The organism is Microvirga thermotolerans (assembly GCF_009363855.1).
Classification (GTDB): domain Bacteria; phylum Pseudomonadota; class Alphaproteobacteria; order Rhizobiales; family Beijerinckiaceae; genus Microvirga; species Microvirga thermotolerans.
This window is the reverse complement of record NZ_CP045423.1, coordinates 2087945-2106168: the sequence shown is the minus strand read 5'-3', so window position 1 is coordinate 2106168 and position 18224 is coordinate 2087945. Positions and strand designations below refer to the sequence as shown.

15 protein-coding genes are annotated in these 18224 nt (G+C 67.7%); 10 read left to right on the top strand and 5 right to left on the bottom strand.

Annotated elements, in window-relative coordinates; genetic code table 11:
• The first annotated feature begins 45 nt into the window (after positions 1 to 45).
• Positions 46 to 342 carry an FAD assembly factor SdhE gene (locus GDR74_RS09730; RefSeq protein ID WP_152586130.1) on the top strand — a complete coding sequence of 99 codons (297 nt, stop codon included), beginning with the start codon at positions 46 to 48 and terminating at the stop codon, positions 340 to 342.
• A 77-nt stretch (positions 343 to 419) separates the two neighbouring features.
• On the top strand, positions 420 to 3941 hold the full coding sequence (gene mfd, locus GDR74_RS09725) for a transcription-repair coupling factor (protein WP_152586129.1): 3522 nt from the start codon (positions 420 to 422) through the stop codon (positions 3939 to 3941).
• A 94-nt stretch (positions 3942 to 4035) separates the two neighbouring features.
• On the opposite strand, the gene GDR74_RS09720 is transcribed toward mfd, so the two are convergent.
• Both GDR74_RS09720 and GDR74_RS09715 read right to left on the bottom strand, forming a co-directional pair.
• Positions 4036 to 4380, bottom strand: a complete 345-nt coding sequence (locus GDR74_RS09720) for a hypothetical protein (RefSeq protein ID WP_152586128.1) — start codon at positions 4378 to 4380, stop codon at positions 4036 to 4038.
• Positions 4381 to 4505: 125 nt separating this feature from the next.
• Positions 4506 to 6314: an extracellular solute-binding protein gene (locus tag GDR74_RS09715; RefSeq protein WP_152586127.1), complete on the bottom strand. Its 1809-nt coding sequence runs from the start codon at positions 6312 to 6314 to the stop codon at positions 4506 to 4508.
• A 227-nt stretch (positions 6315 to 6541) separates the two neighbouring features.
• Here GDR74_RS09715 and GDR74_RS09710 point away from each other — a divergent pair, with 227 nt between their 5' ends.
• Positions 6542 to 7303 (top strand): invasion associated locus B family protein, encoded by a 762-nt coding sequence (locus tag GDR74_RS09710; protein ID WP_152586126.1) that lies wholly within the window; start codon positions 6542 to 6544, stop codon positions 7301 to 7303.
• A 71-nt stretch (positions 7304 to 7374) separates the two neighbouring features.
• Here GDR74_RS09710 and hspQ read toward each other — a convergent pair whose 3' ends face one another.
• Complete coding sequence (gene hspQ, locus GDR74_RS09705; protein WP_152586125.1) at positions 7375 to 7704, bottom strand: heat shock protein HspQ; 330 nt, start codon at positions 7702 to 7704, stop codon at positions 7375 to 7377.
• A gap of 188 nt (positions 7705 to 7892) precedes the next feature.
• Here hspQ and GDR74_RS09700 point away from each other — a divergent pair, with 188 nt between their 5' ends.
• Positions 7893 to 8861, top strand: a complete 969-nt coding sequence (locus GDR74_RS09700) for an AEC family transporter (protein ID WP_152586124.1) — start codon at positions 7893 to 7895, stop codon at positions 8859 to 8861.
• On the opposite strand, the gene GDR74_RS09695 is transcribed toward GDR74_RS09700, so the two are convergent.
• Complete coding sequence (locus GDR74_RS09695) at positions 8858 to 10066, bottom strand: UbiH/UbiF family hydroxylase (protein ID WP_152586123.1); 1209 nt, start codon at positions 10064 to 10066, stop codon at positions 8858 to 8860. The genes GDR74_RS09700 and GDR74_RS09695 overlap by 4 nt on opposite strands.
• A gap of 204 nt (positions 10067 to 10270) precedes the next feature.
• Between GDR74_RS09695 and GDR74_RS09690 the strand changes: the two genes are divergently transcribed.
• The 5 genes from GDR74_RS09690 (at position 10271) to pncA (ending at position 15707) form a co-directional block, all read left to right on the top strand.
• Positions 10271 to 11815, top strand: coding sequence for an ABC transporter ATP-binding protein (locus GDR74_RS09690; protein ID WP_152586122.1), 1545 nt, complete (start codon positions 10271 to 10273; stop codon positions 11813 to 11815).
• Positions 11805 to 12881, top strand: a complete 1077-nt coding sequence (locus GDR74_RS09685) for an ABC transporter permease (RefSeq protein WP_152586121.1) — start codon at positions 11805 to 11807, stop codon at positions 12879 to 12881. The genes GDR74_RS09690 and GDR74_RS09685 overlap by 11 nt, the downstream gene beginning before the upstream one ends.
• Positions 12878 to 13795: an ABC transporter permease gene (locus GDR74_RS09680; RefSeq protein ID WP_152586120.1), complete on the top strand. Its 918-nt coding sequence runs from the start codon at positions 12878 to 12880 to the stop codon at positions 13793 to 13795. The genes GDR74_RS09685 and GDR74_RS09680 overlap by 4 nt, the downstream gene beginning before the upstream one ends.
• 91 nt (positions 13796 to 13886) lie before the next feature.
• Complete coding sequence (locus tag GDR74_RS09675; RefSeq protein WP_152586119.1) at positions 13887 to 14963, top strand: BMP family ABC transporter substrate-binding protein; 1077 nt, start codon at positions 13887 to 13889, stop codon at positions 14961 to 14963.
• A 93-nt stretch (positions 14964 to 15056) separates the two neighbouring features.
• Positions 15057 to 15707 carry a bifunctional nicotinamidase/pyrazinamidase gene (gene pncA, locus GDR74_RS09670; protein ID WP_152586118.1) on the top strand — a complete coding sequence of 217 codons (651 nt, stop codon included), beginning with the start codon at positions 15057 to 15059 and terminating at the stop codon, positions 15705 to 15707.
• Between the two features lie 50 nt (positions 15708 to 15757).
• Here the strand turns inward: pncA and rimO are convergent, their stop codons facing one another.
• Positions 15758 to 17074, bottom strand: a complete 1317-nt coding sequence (rimO, locus tag GDR74_RS09665; protein ID WP_152586117.1) for a 30S ribosomal protein S12 methylthiotransferase RimO — start codon at positions 17072 to 17074, stop codon at positions 15758 to 15760.
• 270 nt (positions 17075 to 17344) lie between these two features.
• Between rimO and GDR74_RS18270 the strand changes: the two genes are divergently transcribed.
• A complete protein-coding gene (locus GDR74_RS18270) occupies positions 17345 to 17869 on the top strand; it encodes a PilZ domain-containing protein (protein ID WP_210251013.1) in 525 nt (174 codons plus the stop codon).
• Positions 17870 to 18224 lie beyond the last annotated feature (355 nt).

The window sequence follows — 18224 nt, the reverse complement described above, 5'->3', positions numbered from 1 at the left end:
AAGCCGCCCCGACGCGACGCCATTCATGAACAAATGGAGAATCCGATGAGCGGAACGACACGCACCAGCGCCGATCTCGATGTCCGCCGGAGGCGCACCCTGTTCCGGGCCTGGCACCGCGGCATGCGGGAAATGGACCTTATCATGGGCCGCTTCGCCGATGCGGAGATCGGCACCATGTCGGAGGAGGATCTGGACGAGTTCGAGCGGCTCATCGAGGTGCCCGACCGGGACCTGCTTTCCTGGATCACCGGCGAGGCCGCCACGCCCGAGAACTACGACAGCCCGGTGTTCCGCCGGCTGAAGGGATTCCACTCCCACACCAGCCCGATCCACGTCTGAAAACCGTCTCGACGTCCCGCCATGCCTGAACCGGGCCCTCCGGCCCGCGTTCCCCTTTCACCTCCGGTCGATCCCTCATGAAACCCGTCCCGAACCGAGCCGTCGAAGCCCTTGCGAAGGGCCGGAACCTGACTCTGGCGAGCGTTCCGGACGGTTTCGACGCACTGGCCGTCGCCGATCTCGCCCGGAGCCTGTCGGCGAAGGCGGAGGGGCCGGCCGTGCTGGTTCACGTGGCGCGGGACGGGATGCGCCAGCAGAACTTCGTGAACGGCCTGGCCTTCGTCGCCCCCGAGATCGAGGTCCTGCCGTTCCCCGCCTGGGACTGCCAGCCCTACGACCGGGTCTCTCCCAATGCGGGCGTGACGGCCCAGCGCATGACGACCCTGGCGCGGCTGACGCGCTCCAGGACCTCCGAGGAGCGCCCGCGCATCCTCTCGACCACCGTCAATGCCCTGGTGCAGCGCGTGCCGCCGAAAGCCCGGATCGCGGCGGAGACCTTCTCCGCCGCACCCGGCAACGTGGTCGACACGAAGCTCCTGGTGGAGTGGCTCGAAACCAACGGGTTCCTGCGCACCGGCACGGTCCGCGACACGGGCGAATACGCCGTGCGCGGCGGGATCGTCGATCTCTATCCGGCAGGGCTGCCGAACCCGGTCCGGCTCGACTTCTTCGGCGACGCCCTCGAATCGATCCGCTCCTTCGACCCGGAGACCCAGCGCACCGTCGGCACGCTCCGCGCCCTCGACCTCGTCCCCATGAGCGAGGTCCAGCTCACGACCGAGAGCATCAAGCGCTTCCGCCAGACCTATGTCGCCGCCTTCGGTGCGCCCACGCGGGACGACCGCCTCTACGAGGCGATCAGCGAGGGGCGGCGCTATCCCGGGCTCGAGCACTGGCTGCCGCTGTTCCACGACCGTCTCGACACGCTCTTCGACTATGTGGAGGGCGTACCCTTCGTCTTCGACGCCCTCGTGGACGACGCGGCGGCGGAGCGCCTGTCCCAGGTCCAGGACTACTACGAGGCGCGGCGCGAAGGGCTCGGCCAGTCCCAGCCCGGCATCGCGCCCTACCGGCCGCTCCCCCCGGACGCGCTCTACCTGAAGCCGGACGAATGGGCCGCGCGGACGGCCACCCTGCCGCTCGCGCGGCTGACGCCCTTTGCCGTGCCGGAATCGCCGGAGCGCCCCGTCCTCGACTGCGAGGCCCGGCGCGGCCGCAACTTCATTGCCGAGCGGGCAGACGAGAACGCCAACGTGTTCGAGGCCGTGGTGCGGCACATCCGCGACCTTCAGGCCGCCGGCCGGCGCGTGGTGATCGGCGCCTGGTCCGAAGGCTCCCGCGAGCGGCTGGCGCACGTGCTCCAGGACCACGACCTGCGCCAGACGAGCCTCGTTCCGCGTCTGTCCGACGCACTGGCCCTGCCGCGCGCCGAGATCGCCATCGGCGTCTGGAGCCTGGAAGCGGGGTTCGAAGCCGGGGACCTTGCGGTCATCAGCGAGCAGGACATCCTCGGCGACCGCCTGGTGCGCCAGAAGCGCAAGTCGCGGCGGCCCCAGGACTTCCTGACCGAGGTCGCCGCCCTCACCCCCGGCGACCTCGTGGTCCATGTGGACCACGGCATCGGCCGGTTCGAGGGGCTGAAGACCATCGAGGCCGCCGGAGCGCCCCACGATTGTCTCGAACTCCATTACGCGGGCGGCGACCGCCTCTTCCTTCCCGTCGAGAACATCGAGCTCCTGACCCGCTACGGCTCGGAGGAGACCGAAGTCCAGCTCGACAAGCTCGGCGGCGGCGCGTGGCAGGCGCGCAAGGCGCGCATGAAGCAGCGCATCCGCGAGATGGCGGGGGCGCTCATGAAGATCGCGGCGGCCCGCATCCTCAAGGAAGCGCCGCGCCTCGTGCCGCCCGACGGCCTCTACGACGAGTTCGCGGCCCGGTTCCCTTACGAGGAGACCGAGGACCAGCTCAACGCCATCGAGGCTGTCCTGGACGATCTCGCCTCGGGCCGCCCGATGGACCGCCTGGTCTGCGGCGACGTGGGCTTCGGCAAGACGGAAGTGGCCCTGCGCGCCGCCTTCGTGGCGGCCATGAACGGCAAGCAGGTCGCCGTGGTCGTTCCGACGACGCTCCTCGCCCGCCAGCACTTCAAGACCTTCACGGAGCGCTTCCGCGGGCTGCCGCTCAACATCGCGCAGGCATCCCGGTTCGTCCCGGCGGCGGAGATGAAGAAGGTGAAGGAAGGTCTGGCCGACGGCTCCGTGGACATCGTCGTCGGAACCCATGCCCTTCTCGGCAAGTCGATCAGGTTCAAGGACCTCGGCCTCATCGTCGTCGACGAGGAGCAGCATTTCGGCGTCGCCCACAAGGAGCGGCTCAAGGAGCTGCGCGCCGAGGTGCACGTGCTCACCCTGTCCGCGACGCCGATCCCGCGCACGCTCCAGCTGGCGCTGACGGGGGTGCGGGAGCTGTCCCTCATCACCACGCCTCCGGTCGACCGCCTGGCCGTGCGCACCTTCGTCACCCCGTTCGACCCGCTCCTGATCCGCGAGGCGCTCCTGCGCGAGCGCTACAGGGGAGGGCAGGCGTTCTACGTGGTGCCCCGCCTCGACGACCTCGGCGACGTCAAGGCCTTCCTGGACAAGGAGGTGCCGGAGGCGAAGGTCGCCGTGGCCCATGGGCAGATGGCGTCCGGCCAGCTCGAGGACGTGATGACCGCCTTCTACGAGGGCAAGTACGACATCCTGCTCTCGACGACCATCGTGGAGTCGGGGCTCGACATCCCGACCGCGAACACCCTCATCGTGCACAGGGCCGACATGTTCGGCCTCTCGCAGCTCTACCAGCTGCGGGGCCGGGTGGGCCGTTCGAAGACCCGCGCCTATGCCCTGTTCTCGGTGCCGGCGAACAAGCCGCTCACCGTGCAGGCGGAGCGCCGGCTCAAGGTGCTGCAGAGCCTCGACACGCTCGGCGCGGGCTTCCAGCTCGCCTCCCACGACCTCGACATCCGCGGCGCGGGCAACCTCCTGGGCGAGGAGCAGTCCGGACACATCAAGGAAGTCGGCTACGAGCTCTATCAGCAGATGCTGGAGGAGGCCGTGGCGCAGCTGAAGGCGGGCATCGAGGAGCCGGCGGAGGACCAGTGGTCGCCGACCATCGCTGTGGGAGCGCCGGTGATGATTCCGGAATCCTACGTGCAGGACCTGCAGCTGCGCCTCGGCCTTTATCGCCGCCTCTCCACCCTGGAGACGGACGACGAGATCGACGCCTTCGGGGCGGAGCTCATCGACCGCTTCGGCCCCCTCCCGCCCGAGGTCGGCCAGCTCCTCAAGATCATGTCGATCAAGGTGCTGTGCCGCCGCGCCAACGTGGAGAAGGTGGACGGCGGCCCGAAGGGCATCATCGTCTCCTTCCGCGACAACGCCTTCGCCAACCCGGCGGGGCTGGTGTCCTACGTGGCGGAACAGGGGTCCTTCGCGAAGGTGCGTCCGGACATGAAGATCGTGTTCATCCGCGATGTCGAAAGCGCGGACGAGCGGATCAAAGCCACGACGACCATTCTCCGCAACCTCGTCGGGATCGCGGAAAAGAAGGCGGCCTGACCGCAAGGGATACGTTCCCGAGCGCCCGAAGTCGGGACGGCACCGCACAGGCTGTCCCGGCGGACGGGAGGGGGCGTCCGCAACCGGTCGGGGATCAGAGATCGGGTCCGGCGACCGCCTGGGCGCCGAGTTCGTTCTGGAGCATCGTCAGGGCACCGCTCACCCCGCCGGTGATCAGGACGGGGATGCCGCCAGGCGAAAGCGTGCTGCGCAGGCGGTGGGCGAGTTCGAGAAAGCGGCGCCGCTCGGACCAGTTGGCATGGCGGGGCATCTGGAGCACCACGGCGGCAGGGCTCGGCATCATCGCCAGCACGTCGTCGGCAGCCTCGAAGGGAGCAGTGACGCTGGCATAGCCCATCTCGGCCAGTTCGGCCGACAGGGCACTGTCCGGTTCGCGTTCACCGTTGTCGACGACGAGAACCTTCTGCAATCCGTTCATCTCGGTATCCTGCAGCGAAACGTGGCGGCGATAGGGGATATGCCTCCAACGTCCGTCAGGACCATTTGTTTCACGGCTGAGATGAATGGCAATGGAACAGCCAAGTTAACTCCACCGGAGTTCCCCTATCGCGCCTGCCACCACCAGGTGTCGATGTTGGTGCCCAGGAAAGGCAGCCGCTCCGGGCGCTTGAGGCCGGTGCGATAGGCAAGCCATTGATCGTTCACGTAAAACAGGGGAACGACGTAGAATCCCGACAGGAGAACGCGATCCAGGGCCCGGACGGCGGCGACGAAATCCTCACGGGTCCGGGCTTCCAGAAGGGCATCGATCATCCGGTCGATGGCGGGGGACGACGCCCCCGAATAGTTCAGCGAACCGCCCCGCTGGGCGGCGGTGCTGCTCCAGCGGTTGCGCTGCTCGTTCCCGGGGGAGGCGGAGGCGGGCCAGACCCATTGCACCATGTCGAAGTCGAAGGTGGAGAGCCGCCGCCAGTACTGGACGTCATCCACCAGGCGCACCCTCGCGGCGATCCCGATGCGGGCGAGGGACTGGGCGAAATTCAGGGCGAGCCTCTCCTGCTGGCGGGAATTGACCAGCATCTCGAACGTGAAAGGCTCGCCGTTGTCCTTGCGGCGGAGCGTTCCGTTCCGGAGCGCCCAGCCCGCGTCGTCCAGGATCCGGAGGGCCTCCCGGGCCTGTTCCCGGTCGCGTCCGGAGCCGTCCGACGACGGCGGCGCCCAGCGCCCCTCGAGAATGTCGGGCCGGACGGCGTCCGGGAAGGGAGCGAGCAGGGAGCGTTCCTGCTCGCCCGCCGGCCTTCCTGCGGAGGAGAGGTCCGATCCGGCGAAATAGCTGTCCGACCGGGTGAGGAGGCCATGGTAGAGATTCCGGTTCACCCACCCGAAGTCGAAGAGATGGCCGAGCGCCTCCCGGACGCGCATGTCCGCGAAGATGGCGCGGCGCGTGTTGAAGACGAATCCGTTCATCCCCTTCGGGGTGCGGATGGGCAGGCTCTCCACGGCGACCCTCCCCTCCCGGAGGGCCGGAAAGTCGTATCCCGTCGACCACCGGTCCGGGTCCCCCTCCAGCCGGAAGTCATAAAGTCCTGCCTTAAAGGCCTCGAACATCGTATTGGCGTCACGATAGAAATCGTACCGGATCTCGTCGAAGTTGAAGAGGCCGCGCACGATCGGCAGGTCCTTGCCCCAATAGTCCTCCCGCCGTCTCAGGACGATGCGCTCGCCCGGTCTCACCTCGGCGATCCGGTAGGGACCGGAGCCGACGGGCGGCGTAAGGGTGGTGCTGCCGAAGGTCTCCGGGTCCGTGGCGTGGGCCGCGAAGATCGGCATCATGGCGATGTTGAGGGGCAGTTCGCGGTCGTTGGCGCCGGTCAGGTCGAACCGGATCCGATGCGGCGTTTCCACCGTGACGGACCGGGCCTGCCCGAAGCTCGACCGGTGGAAGGGTTTCCCGTGCTTCCGCAGCAGCTCGAAGGTGAAGCGAACGTCTTCCGCCGTGAGGGGGCGCCCGTCCGAGAAGCGCGCCCGCGGGTCGAGGTTGAAGGTGACCGCGCTGCGGTCCTCCGGCATCTCGGCCGACCGGGCCACGAGCCCGTAGACCGTGAAGGGCTCGTCGAGGGAGCGCATCATCATGCTCTGGAGGACATAGCGCGGCACCACGTCGGGCGCGACGCCGAGCACGATCAGCGGATTGAGGCTGTCGAAGCTGCCCTGGAGGGCGAGGATGATTCGCCCGCCGCGGGGCGCGTCGGGGTTGGCATAGGGCAGGTGAGGGAACCCGGCGGGCAGGGCCGGCTCCCCGTGCATGGCGATTCCATGCCGCTCCGTTGCGGAAGCCGGCAGCGCGGACCCCGCCCAGGCGAGGGGCGAGGCGGCGAGGATTCCCAGCATTTCTCGACGTGATGGCCGCATGCGGGCCTCGTGGCGCTCCTGCTCCGGGTGAGGTGCGGGTGGAACATTATATAGAAATTTGCCCGGAGCGACTGGAAACCTAGCCCACGAAAGGTTAAAGGAGCGCCACACGTCATGTCTTCGCCTTAATCGGCAAAGATTCAACCCTTCCCTTGAAGGTTACAGCCCGCGCCGAGTATACGGCCAATCCAGAAGCCGACCTTTCGACTGAAAAGAGGATCTACGACATGTCTTTCGCGACCCGCCTCGCGAGCCTGGGGGGCACCCGTGGCCTGACCACGGCCATGGCACTCATCCTGAGTGCGGCGCCGGCTCTGGCGCAGACGAAGCCTGCTGCGCCCGCTCCCGCAAAGCCCCCCGCAGCGCAGGCCCAGCCGGCGCAGCAGGCTCAGCAGCCCCAGAACAACGGGCCGATGGTCGTTCAGGTGAAGGCCGAGCCCTCCCAGCCGGAGTGGACGAAGGTCTGCGGCAAGGACCAGGGCACCAACTCGGAGATCTGCTACACCACCCGCGACTTCGTGTCCGACCAGGGCCAGCCCGTCCTGGCCGTGGCGCTCTATGACGTGAAGGGTCCGCAGAACAAGAAGATCGTCCGCTTCCTGATGCCCCTGGGTCTCCTCCTGCAGCCCGGCATCCGCTTCACGGTCGACCAGGGCGCGCCGACCGACGGCAAGTACGCGATCTGCTTCCCGAACGGCTGCTTCGCCGAGGCCGAGGTGAAGGACGACTTCGTGGCCGCCATGAAGAAGGGCCAGAACCTCAACGTGAGCGTTCAGAACCAGGCCGGCCGCCTCGTCACCTTCGCAGTGCCTGCCGCCGGCTTCGGCAAGGCCTTCGACGGCCCGCCGATCGATCCGAAGGTGCTCGAGGAGCAGCAGAAGAAGCTGCAGGAAGAGCTCGAGAAGAAGAGCGAGGAACTCCGCAAGAAGCTCGGCGGCGATGCCTCCGCGGCGCCTGCGGCTCCCGCGGCCCAGGCTCCGAAGCCGTAAGGCCTCGACACTCAGAATCGGAAACGCCGGGCTTTCGCCCGGCGTTTCTCATTGAGGGCAGGGCCTCGGGATCAATGGGCCAGAATGGGCTTGGCCCGATAAAGGCCGCGCTCGTCACGGTCGAACATCTCCTCGATCATGGGGTTGCGCAGAGGCTCGGCCGAAGGGTCCGGCACCAGGTTCTGCTCCGAGACATAGGCGATGTACTCGCTCTCGGCGTTCTCCGCGAAGAGATGGTAGAAGGGCTGGTCCTTGCGCGGCCGGATCTCCTCCGGGATCGACAGCCACCACTCCTCGGTATTGTCGAATTCCGGGTCCACATCGAAGATCAGACCCCGGAAATCGAAAAGCCTGTGCTTGACGACCTGGCCGATCGCGAATTTGGCAAAACCCGCTTTCATGACTCGAACTCCATGCCTGAGATATAGAGAGTCCGAGGAAATTCTCCAAATTCCGGCGCCGCGGCGCATGGCCGTCCCGCGACCGCGAGGGTTGCGCCTCGCGACGGCGCCTCTGTCCCGGTCGGCATTGCCGCTCCTCCGGAAACCGGCCAGAAGAGCCCTCGAGCGATTCTGCGACGGGGGCCCCGATGTCCGACCTGCTCGGGCTGATCAATCTTCTTGCGCCGTTCTTCGGGCTGATTGGCCTCGGCTTCCTCTGCGGCAGGATCGTCAAGCAGCCGGAGGCCGGGCTTGCCTGGATGCAGTTCTTCCTCATCTATGTGGCGCTGCCCTGCCTGTTCTTCCGGCTGATCGCCGATAAATCCCTGGACCAGTTGACGAACTGGTCCTTCGTGCTGGCCACGACGACGGCGACCTTCTGCGCCTTCCTGCTCTCCTTCGCCGCCGGCTGGCGCCATACGAAGGACATGGCCCAATCGGTGATGCAGGGGGTGGCGGGCTCCTATTCGAATATCGGGTACATGGGGCCGCCCCTGGTGCTCGCGGCCATCGGCAGCGCCGCCAGCGCCCCGGTCGTCCTGATCTTCGTGTTCGACAACCTGCTCCTGTTCTCCCTCGTGCCCCTGCTGATGTCCGTAGCGGGACTGGAGAAGCTGAGCCTCGGCGCGACCCTGCGGCGGATCGTCTGGCGCGTCCTCACGCACCCCTTCAACGTGGCGACGGCGCTGGGCGTGACCGCCAGCTATCTGCACCTGGAACTCCCCCCGGCCCTCAACCAGATGGTGACATGGCTCTCCGGCGCGGCCGCGCCCTGCGCCCTGTTCATCCTCGGCGTGACCGTGGCGCTGCGTCCGCTCCGGCGCATTCCGGGAGAGGTGCCCGCCCTCGTCCTCGTCAAGCTGGTCCTGCACCCCTTCATGGTCTGGGGGCTTCTCTCGGCGCTGGGGAATTTCGGTCCGGTCTGGACCTATGCCGCCGTCACCATGGCGGCCCTGCCGCCGGCTCTGAACATCTTCGTGATCTCGACCCAGTACAACGTGGGGGTGGAGCGGGCCTCGGCCTGCGTCCTCGTGGGCACCGTCGCTTCCATGCTCTCCCTGACGGCGCTTCTCTACGCCATCCGGATCGGCGCGCTGCCCTACGACCTGCTTCCTTAGGCGGCCGATGCCTCCTGCATGAGGCGGGGCACCCCGAATCGCGGCGTGACGCCCTCGCGCATGACCGCGCGGCGCAGAGGGCCGACATGGCTCAGGGTCAAAAGCCCTGCGCCGCGCAGGAAGTCGGCGGGCAGGAGCCCGGCGAGGAGGGTGCGGTTGAGGCCGTCCACCGCCGCCGTCCGCAGACGCACGTCGAGGTCCCGACCGCGCTGGTAGCGGCGGAGCGCATCGTCGGATCCGGGCTCGTGCCCTTCGTCTCCGGCATCGACCACCGCATCCCGCAGCGCAGCCACGTCGCGCAGGCCCAGGTTGAGGCCCTGCGCTCCGATCGGCGGGAAAACATGGGCCGCCTCGCCGACCAGGGCGAGCCGCGGGGCCACGAACCGCGTGACGGAGAGCCCCGTCATGGGAACGAGCCCCCGGGGGCCGTCGAGGCGCATCGCTCCGAGGATCGAGTGGGCCTGGCGCTCGATGGCGAGGGCGAGACGCTCGTCGTCGAGGGCGGAAAGGCGCTCCGCCTCCTCCGTCTTAGCGACCCAGACCAGGCTCGAGCGCCGGCCGGGCAGGGGAACCAGCGTGAACGGGCCGTGGCGGGTGTGGAACTCGGTCGAGACGTCCCGGTGGGCGCGTTCGTGGGCGAGGAGCGCCGTCACCGCCGATTGCGGATAGGACCAGGTCCGCGCCTCGATCCCCGCCGCCTGACGCAGCCGCGAATTGCGGCCGTCCGCGGCCACGACGAGGCTGCCCTTGAGGGGATCGCCCGCCGAGAGGTTCACGACCGCCTCGTCCCTTCCTGCGGCGAAGCCCGTCGCCTGGTCCGGAAACAGGGTCAGATGCTCCTGGCGCTCCGCGGCCGCGGCGAGCCTCTCCACGAGAGCGACGTTCTCGACGTTCCAGCCGAACGCGTCGAGACCGATCTCGGAGGCGCGGAAGGAGGCGGGCGGCGGTCGGAAGAGGCTGCCCGTGTCGTCCACGATCCGCATGGTTTCGAGGGGCGCGGCCTCGGCCCTCACCGACGGCCAGACGCCGAGGGCCTCGAGAAAGCGGACCGAGCCGTTGAGCAGCGCCACGGTCCGTCCGTCCCGCCGTGCATCGAGGGCGCCGACGAGAGCCGTCCTGTACCCGTCGCGGGCGAAGGCGAGGGCGGCGCAGAGCCCCGCAGCCCCGGCGCCGACGACGACGATGTCATGGGTTCGTTCCGACACGTGGTTTCCTCATGGCCCTGGAAGTGGAAAGGGACTCGCGACCCACAATAAACGAAGCATTCGCCATTGCCGACCGGCACGCCTCGTCCCTATGATCCATTCCCCGGGGGAAGTCGATGCCGGAACCGGCTTGTCGCCTGCTGCGCAAGCTGCCATCAGGTTCCGTGTCGACGGTCCATAGTTCTCAAGCCAGAGTCGTAGTGCGTGACGGCAAACGTTTCATCATCGCGGCCCCTCGTCGAGCTGAAAGGCATCAGCAAGCGCTACGGCGACCTCCTGGCCAACGACAGCATCGACCTCTCGATCGAGCGGAGCGAGATCCATGCGCTGCTGGGGGAGAACGGCGCCGGCAAGTCCACGCTCGTGAAGATCCTCTACGGCGTCATCGAGCCGAGCGCGGGGCAGATTCTCTGGGAGGGGCGGCCAGTCTCCATCGGCTCGCCGGTGGAGGCGCGGGCGCTGGGCATCGGCATGGTGTTCCAGCACTTCTCCCTCTTCGAAGAAATGACCGTCGCCGAGAACATCACGGTCGCCTTGTCGAACGACTGGACGCTCGCCCGCGTTCGGGCGCGGCTCGGCGACATCAGCCGCGCCTACGGGCTTGCCCTGGAACCGGACCGAGCGGTGTGGACCCTGTCGGCAGGCGAACGGCAGCGCATCGAGATCGTCCGCTGCCTGCTCCAGAACCCGCGCCTCCTCATCCTCGACGAGCCGACCTCCGTGCTGACGCCGCAGGAGGCCGAGCACCTCTTCGGCACGCTGGACAAGCTGGCGGCGGACGGCTGCTCCATCCTCTACATCTCCCACAAGCTCGAAGAGGTCCGCCGCCTCTGCCGCCGCGCGACGATCCTGCGTGGCGGGCGGGTGGTCGGAACCCTCGATCCGCGCGCGAAGAGCGCGCGGGAGATCGCCGCGATGATGGTCGGAGCCGAGGTCGGGGAGGTCCGTTCGGGCACTCCGCACCGGCCGCGGGGAGAGATGCTCGAGGTTCGCGGCCTCTCCATGCCCGCCGGCAGTCTGCACGGCCAGTCCCTTCACGATATCTTCCTCAGCGCCCGCGCGGGCGAGGTCGTCGGCATCGCGGGAGTCGCCGGCAACGGGCAGAGCGAACTCTTCGCCGCCCTCTCCGGCGAACGTCCGGCCGACCGTCCCGAGGTCATCCGCATCGCCGGCCGGGACTGCGGAACGGAAGGGATCGACGCCCGCCGCCGCCTGGGCGCCGCCTTCGTTCCCGAGGAGCGGCTGGGCCATGCGGCGGCGCCGACCCATCGCCTGAGCGAGAACACGCTCATCTCCCATGCGGCCGCCGAGGTCAGCCGGTCCGGCTTCATCCTGATCGACGCCGCCCGGCGGCTGGCGCAGTCCATCGTGAAGGGCTTCGACGTCCGCACCCCGGAGAGCGACCCGCAGGCGCGCAAGCTCTCCGGCGGCAACCTTCAGAAATTCGTCATCGGCCGGGAGATCATCCGGCGGCCGAAGCTGCTGGTGGTCGACCAGCCGACCTGGGGCGTCGACGCCGGCGCGGCGCGGCTGATCCGCCAGGCCCTCGTCGATCTCGCCGGGGAGGGCAGCGCGGTCGTGGTCGTCAGCCAGGACCTGGACGAGCTGTTCGAGATCGCCGACAGGATGGCGGTCATTCACCAAGGCCGCCTGAGCCCGTTGAGGAGCATCTCCGAATGGACGAGGGAAGCGGTCGGCCTCGAAATGCTGGGAGAAACGCAATTGCATGAGGCCTCTCATGCGCCTTGAGCTGACGCCGCGCGCATCCGTGGCGCCCGCGATGCGCGCGCTTGCGCCCGTCGTCGCCTTCGTGACGGCCTTTCTCATCGCGGGTCTCGTGATCTGGCTCCTCGGCCGCTCCCCGATCGCCGCCTTCCAGGTCTACGTCACGCAGCCCCTGAGCGATCCCTGGTCGATCCAGGAGCTCCTGGTGAAGGCGACGCCGCTCGCCCTCATCGCCATCGGCCTGTCCTACTGCTTCCGCGCCAATCTCTGGAACATCGGGGCCGAGGGGCAATACGTGATCGGGGCGATCCTCGGCGGCTGGCTGGCGCTGCGCACCCACGGGACCGAGGCGGGGGCATGGGTGCTTCCCCTCATGCTCGCCCTCGGCATTCTCGGCGGGATGCTCTGGGGCCTCATCCCCGCCTTCCTGAAGACCCGTTTCGGCGTGAACGAGATCCTCACGAGCCTCATGCTCGTCTACGTGGCGCAGCTTCTGCTCGACTATCTCGTGCGCGGGCCCTGGCGCGATCCGAAAGGCTTCAACTTTCCCCAGTCGGTCACCTTCGATCCCGCCGCCACCCTGCCGACCCTCGCGGAGACGAGCCGCGTCCATTACGGGACCGTCTTCGCGCTCATCGCCGTGATCGTGACCGCTCTCGTGGTGGGCCGGACCCTCTTCGGATACCGCCTGAAGCTCACGGGGGACGCGCCCCGCGCGGCCCGCTTCGCCGGGTTCAGCGCGAAGAGCACGACGCTTGCGGTATTCGCCATCTCCGGCGGCCTCGCGGGCCTTGCCGGGATCGGAGAGGTGGCCGGACAGATCGGCCAGCTTCAGCCCTCCATTTCTCCGGGATACGGCTTCACGGCCATCACAGTCGCCTTCCTGGGCAGGCTCAACCCCTTCGGAATCCTCGTCGCGGCGCTGGTAGTCGCGCTGACCTTCATCGGCGGCGAGAGCGCCCAGATCCTGCTCAAGCTGCCGCTGGACCTGACGCAGGCGTTCCAGGGTATCCTTCTTCTCTGCGTGCTCTCGGCCGACGCCCTGGTGAGCTACCGCATCCGCATCGTCGGCCGGGGAGGGGGCAAATGACCACGTTCGAGGCCATCCTTCTCACCATCGTCACCGCCTCGACGCCGCTGCTCATCGCGGCGCTCGGGGAGCTGGTGACGGAGCGCTCCGGCGTCCTCAACCTCGGCGTCGAAGGGATGATGGCGATGGGGGCCGCCTGCAGCTTCGCGGCGGCCGTGACCTTCGACTCCACGCCGGTCGGCGTCGCCGCCGGCATCCTGGCGGGCGTGGCGATGGCGCTCGTCTTCGCCCTGGTCGTCCTGGGCTTCGCCGCCAACCAGGTCGGCTCCGGCCTTGCCCTCACCATCCTCGGCCTCGGCCTCGCGGGCCTCATCGGAGCGCCCTTCGTCGGCGCGCGGCGCGCCCCCGTGGAGGCGATCTCCGTCCCCGGCCTCAGCGACATCCCGATGGTGGGGCGCCTTTTCTTCGAGCAGGACCTGTTCGTCTATGCCTCGATCCTCCTCACCGTGGCGGTCGCGCTCTTCCTCAACAGGACGAGAGCGGGCCTCGTGGTGCGCTCCATCGGCGAGAATCACACCTCCGCCCACGGCCTGGGTCTGCCCGTCCTTCGCACGCGGCTTCTGGCGATTCTCTTCGGAGGGGCCTGCGCCGGCCTCGCCGGAGCCTATCTCTCCCTCGTCTATACCCGGTTCTGGTCGCCCGGCATGACGGCCGGGCGGGGATGGATCGCGCTCGCCCTCGTGGTCTTTGCCGCCTGGCGGCCCGGCTGGGTGCTGGTCGGCGCCTATATCTTCGGCGCGGCGACCGTCCTGCAGCTCCATGCCCAGGCGGCCCAGTTCGGAGTGCCCTCGCAGCTGCTCTCCGCCGTTCCCTACCTCGCGACCATTCTCGCGCTCCTGCTCCTGTCCCTGCGCCGCGGGCGCGCCATCGGGGCGCCCGGCTCCCTCGGGGCGCCTTTCGTGCCTGACCGGTGAGCAAAGCGATGGTATTGTGGGCACTCAGCCACTTGCGGGAAATTTTCAGACCTGCGACGAAAGCGTGACCGTTCACACCAGGGGAGCCAACATGTCCTTTCGAACCATTCTCGGCGCCGTGGCGGGCGTGACCGCCCTCGCCCTCACGGCCGGCGGCGCGGCCGCGCAGGAAAAGCTCAAGATCGGCTTCATCTACGTCGGCCCGGTCGGCGACTACGGCTGGAGCCATCAGCACGACGTCGGCCGCAAGGCCGTGGAGAAGGCCTTCGGCGACAAGGTCGAGACCACCTACGTGGAGAGCGTGCCCGAGTCCGATTCCGAGCGCGCCATCGAGCAGCTCGCCCGCACCGGCCACAAGCTCGTCTTCACGACCTCTTTCGGCTTCATGGAGCCCACCCTGAAGGTGGCCAAGAAGTACCCGAACGTGAAGTTCGAGCACGCGACGGGCTTCAAGCGGGCTCCCAACGTGTCGACCTATGCGGCCAAGTTCCACGAGGGCCGCTACATCATCGGGCAGATCGCGGCCAAGATGTCGAAGTCGGGCATCATCGGCTATGTCGGCGCCTTCCCGATCCCGGAAGTGGTCGCCGGCATCAACTCGTATTTCCTCGGCGCCCAGTCGGTGAACCCGAACATCAAGATCAAGGTGGTCTGGGCGAATTCCTGGTATGACCCGGCGAAGGAGGCCGACGCGGCCAAGGCGCTGCTCGACCAGGGCGTCGACGTGATCGCCCAGCACACGGACAGCCCGGCGCCGCTCCAGGCGGCGGAGGCGCGCGGCAAGTACGGCTTCGGCCAGGCCTCCGACATGGAGCAGTTCGCGCCGAAGGCGCAGCTCACCGCCATCGTCGACAACTGGTCCGACTACTACGTCGCCCGCGTCAAGGCGGTTCTCGACGGCACCTGGAAGTCCGAGGACACCTGGGGCGGCCTTGCCGCTCACATGGTGGTGATGTCCCCCTACAAGAACATGCCGGACGACGTGAAGAAGATGGCCGAGGAGACCGAGGCCGCCATCAAGTCCGGCAAGCTCAACCCCTTCAAGTGCCCCGTCTTCAAGCAGGACGGCTCCCAGGTGGAGTGCAAGGGCAATGGCGCCCTCTCCGACGAGCAGATCCTGGGCATGAACTTCTACGTGAAGGGCATCGACGACAAGCTTCCCCAGTAAGGGAATGCGCCATCGACCGGGGCGGCCGAGCGATCGGCTGCCCCTTTTCTTTTACGGGTCCGAGCATATCCCTTTGCGAAGGAAGCAACGGCCATGGCGGAGCAGGCGACCGTCGTCCCTACCGATCGCGATGCCCTCATCGTGACCGACGTGCAGTACGATTTCCTTCCCGGAGGCGCCCTGGCCGTCCCGGACGGGGATGCGGTGATCGGCCCGATCAACCGGCTGGCGAGGGCCTTCCGCCATGTCCTCCTGACGCAGGACTGGCACCCGCGGGGGCACGCCTCCTTCGCCTCCAGCCATCCCGGCCACGAGCCGTTCGACACCGTGGAACTGTCCTACGGCACGCAGATTCTCTGGCCGGACCACTGCGTCCAGGGTACGCCCGGCGCCGAAATCTCCCGGGACCTGGACATTCCTCACGCCCAACTCGTGATCCGAAAAGGCTACGACCCTGCCATCGACAGCTATTCCGGCTTCATCGAGGCGGACAGGCGGACGCGGACGGGGCTGGCAGGCTACCTGAAGGAGAGGGGTTTCGAGCGGGTCTTCTGCACCGGCCTCGCCACGGATTTCTGCGTCGCCTGGACGGCGCTCGACGCGAAGGCGGCCGGTTTCGACACCCATGTGATCCTCGACGCCTGCCGCGCCATCGACACGCAGGGATCGCTCGCGCGGGCGCTGGCCGACCTGAAGGCCGCGGGGGTCCATCTCATCGACAGCGCCCGGATCGCCTCGGCCTGAGCGCCGTCCGCGGCCCGGCTCCCGCAGGGGGAGAGGGCGACGGCGGACGTTCAGACCGCGACGCCGTGGAGGTCGTACTCGTCCGAGCGCTCGATCTTGACGCTGACGACGTCGCCGGCGCGCAGCGGGCGGCGCGATGCGACATAGACGGTGCCGTCGATCTCGGGAGCGTCGTACTTGCTGCGCCCCTTGGCCACGGTGGCGCCCGGCTCGTCGATGATGACCGGCAGGCGCTTGCCCACCTTCGCCTTGAGCAGGCGGGCGCTCACGTCGCGCTGCGTCTTCATGAACCGGTGCCAGCGGGCGTCCTTGACCTCCTCGGGCACGGCGCCGGGGAGGTCGTTGGCCGGAGCCCCCTTCACCGGCTCGTAGCGGAAGCAGCCGACCCGGTCGAGCCGGGCCTCCCTCAGCCATTCGACCAAAAGGTCCACATCCTCCTCCGTCTCGCCGGGGAAGCCGACGATGAAGGTGGAGCGGATCGCGAGATCCGGGCAGATCTCCCGCCACTTGCGGATGCGGTCGAGGGTCTTTTCCTGGTGGGCGGGGCGCCGCATGGCCTTCAGCACCGCAGGGGAGGCGTGCTGGAAGGGAATGTCCAGATAGGGGAGGATCTTCCCCTCCGCCATGAGCGGAATCACCTCGTCCACGTGCGGATAGGGATAGACATAGTGCATCCGCACCCAGATGCCGAGCTCGCCGAGCTCCTTCGCGAGATCGTAGAAGCGGGTGCGCACCTCCCGGTCCTGCCAGAGGCTCGGCTGGTACTTGATGTCGAGGCCGTAGGCGCTGGTGTCCTGGGAGATGACCAGCAGCTCCTTCACGCCGGCCTTCGCGAGCTTCTCCGCCTCGCGCAGCACGTCGCCGATGGGCCGGCTGACCAGGTCGCCGCGCAGCTTCGGGATGATGCAGAAGGAGCAACGGTTGTTGCAGCCCTCGGAAATCTTCAGATAGGCATAGTGCCGGGGCGTGAGCTTGACGCCCTGAGGCGGGACGAGGTCCACGAAGGGGTCGTGCGCCGGGGGGGCGGCCTGGTGCACCGCGCCGATGACGCTCTCGTACTGCTGCGGCCCGGTGATCGCGAGCACGTTCGGGAAACGGTCCCGGATCTGCTCGGGCTCGGCGCCCATGCAGCCGGTGACGATCACCTTGCCGTTCTCGGCCATGGCCGAGCCGATGGCCTCGAGGGATTCCGCCTTGGCGCTGTCGAGGAAGCCGCAGGTGTTGACGATCACCACGTCGGCCCCGTCATGGCGCTTGGTGAGCTCGTAGCCCTGCGCGCGGAGCTGGGTGATGATCCGTTCCGAATCGACGAGCGCCTTCGGGCACCCGAGGGAGACGAACGAGACTTTGGGCGCGGGAGCATTCATCCGCAAACAATCCACTCTTCGAAGCTGGTCGGCATCCGGCGGCGCCCGCCGGGGCGCCCCTTCGGCGCAAACCATGGCAGGCCAAGGAGTTCGGGCCTTCGATCCGGAACCGCGGGTGAATACCACAACAGGGCCGCGAAAGGCCAGCGCGGCCGTTTGGGTGCCTTTTCCTTAGCCTTTGGGATAAGACTCCAACGAAGATCTTGAGCTTGACGGGCAGACGTGGTCCAAGGCGTTAACCTTTCGTTAACCATGTTCCCGAGCATTCAGATGGCATCCGTCGGACCCTGGACGTCTGCTCCCTCGCGCCCCGATCTCCGCAGCGCCAAGCGCCGCCGTGTCCTCCAGCAGGCCAAGATCGTGACCGGCGCCGAGACGATGATCCATTGCGAGATCCGCGACATCTCGACGGGCGGGGCGCGAATCGCCCTCCGGCGGAACGTGGCGCTTCCGGAGACCTTCCAACTCTACATCGCCGCCCATACGCTGCAGGTGCACTCGGCGAACGTCCGCTGGCGGAACGGCGATTTCATCGGAGTCGCATTCGAAGCCGCCGGCGGAGCGGGCGCGGCGGCTGACGGGCGCGCGCGGCAGCCCGAGCCGTCCCCCCAGCCTCTGCTCCTGTCGGGTCCGGCCCTCGCCGCCGCCCCGGAAGCGCGTCAGAAGGAAACGCTCCGCACGGAGGAGGCCGTCCAGGCGCATCCCAGAAGAGACCTCGCTTCGGGCCGGGATGTACGGGCATCGGTGCAGGTGGGCCGCTACGGACACCAGCGCCGGCGGCTCGCGGTGCGCTAGCCGGGAGGCGCCATCGGATTCCGGCAGGATGGCGGAGGGCCTGTCGAGCAGATTGTCCAACACATTGAAATCATTACTTTTTAAGGGTTGTGTGGATAATCCTGCCTGGAGACCCTGTCGTTTATCTTAAGAATTGTCTCGGCCGTATAGTATATGACAGCCCGCTCGGTTCACTCCGTTGCCGAACCGCATAACGTCACGAGAGTGCCACACCACGCGTTGACCTCTTAACATCGAGTGAAAGCGCAAGAAAAGAAAATGCCCGCAGACATTATGCCCACGGGCATCCGACTTCATCAGTTCATAATGAATTGACTGGTCGTTTAGCAGTAGCCTCCACGACCGCCGCTCTTGC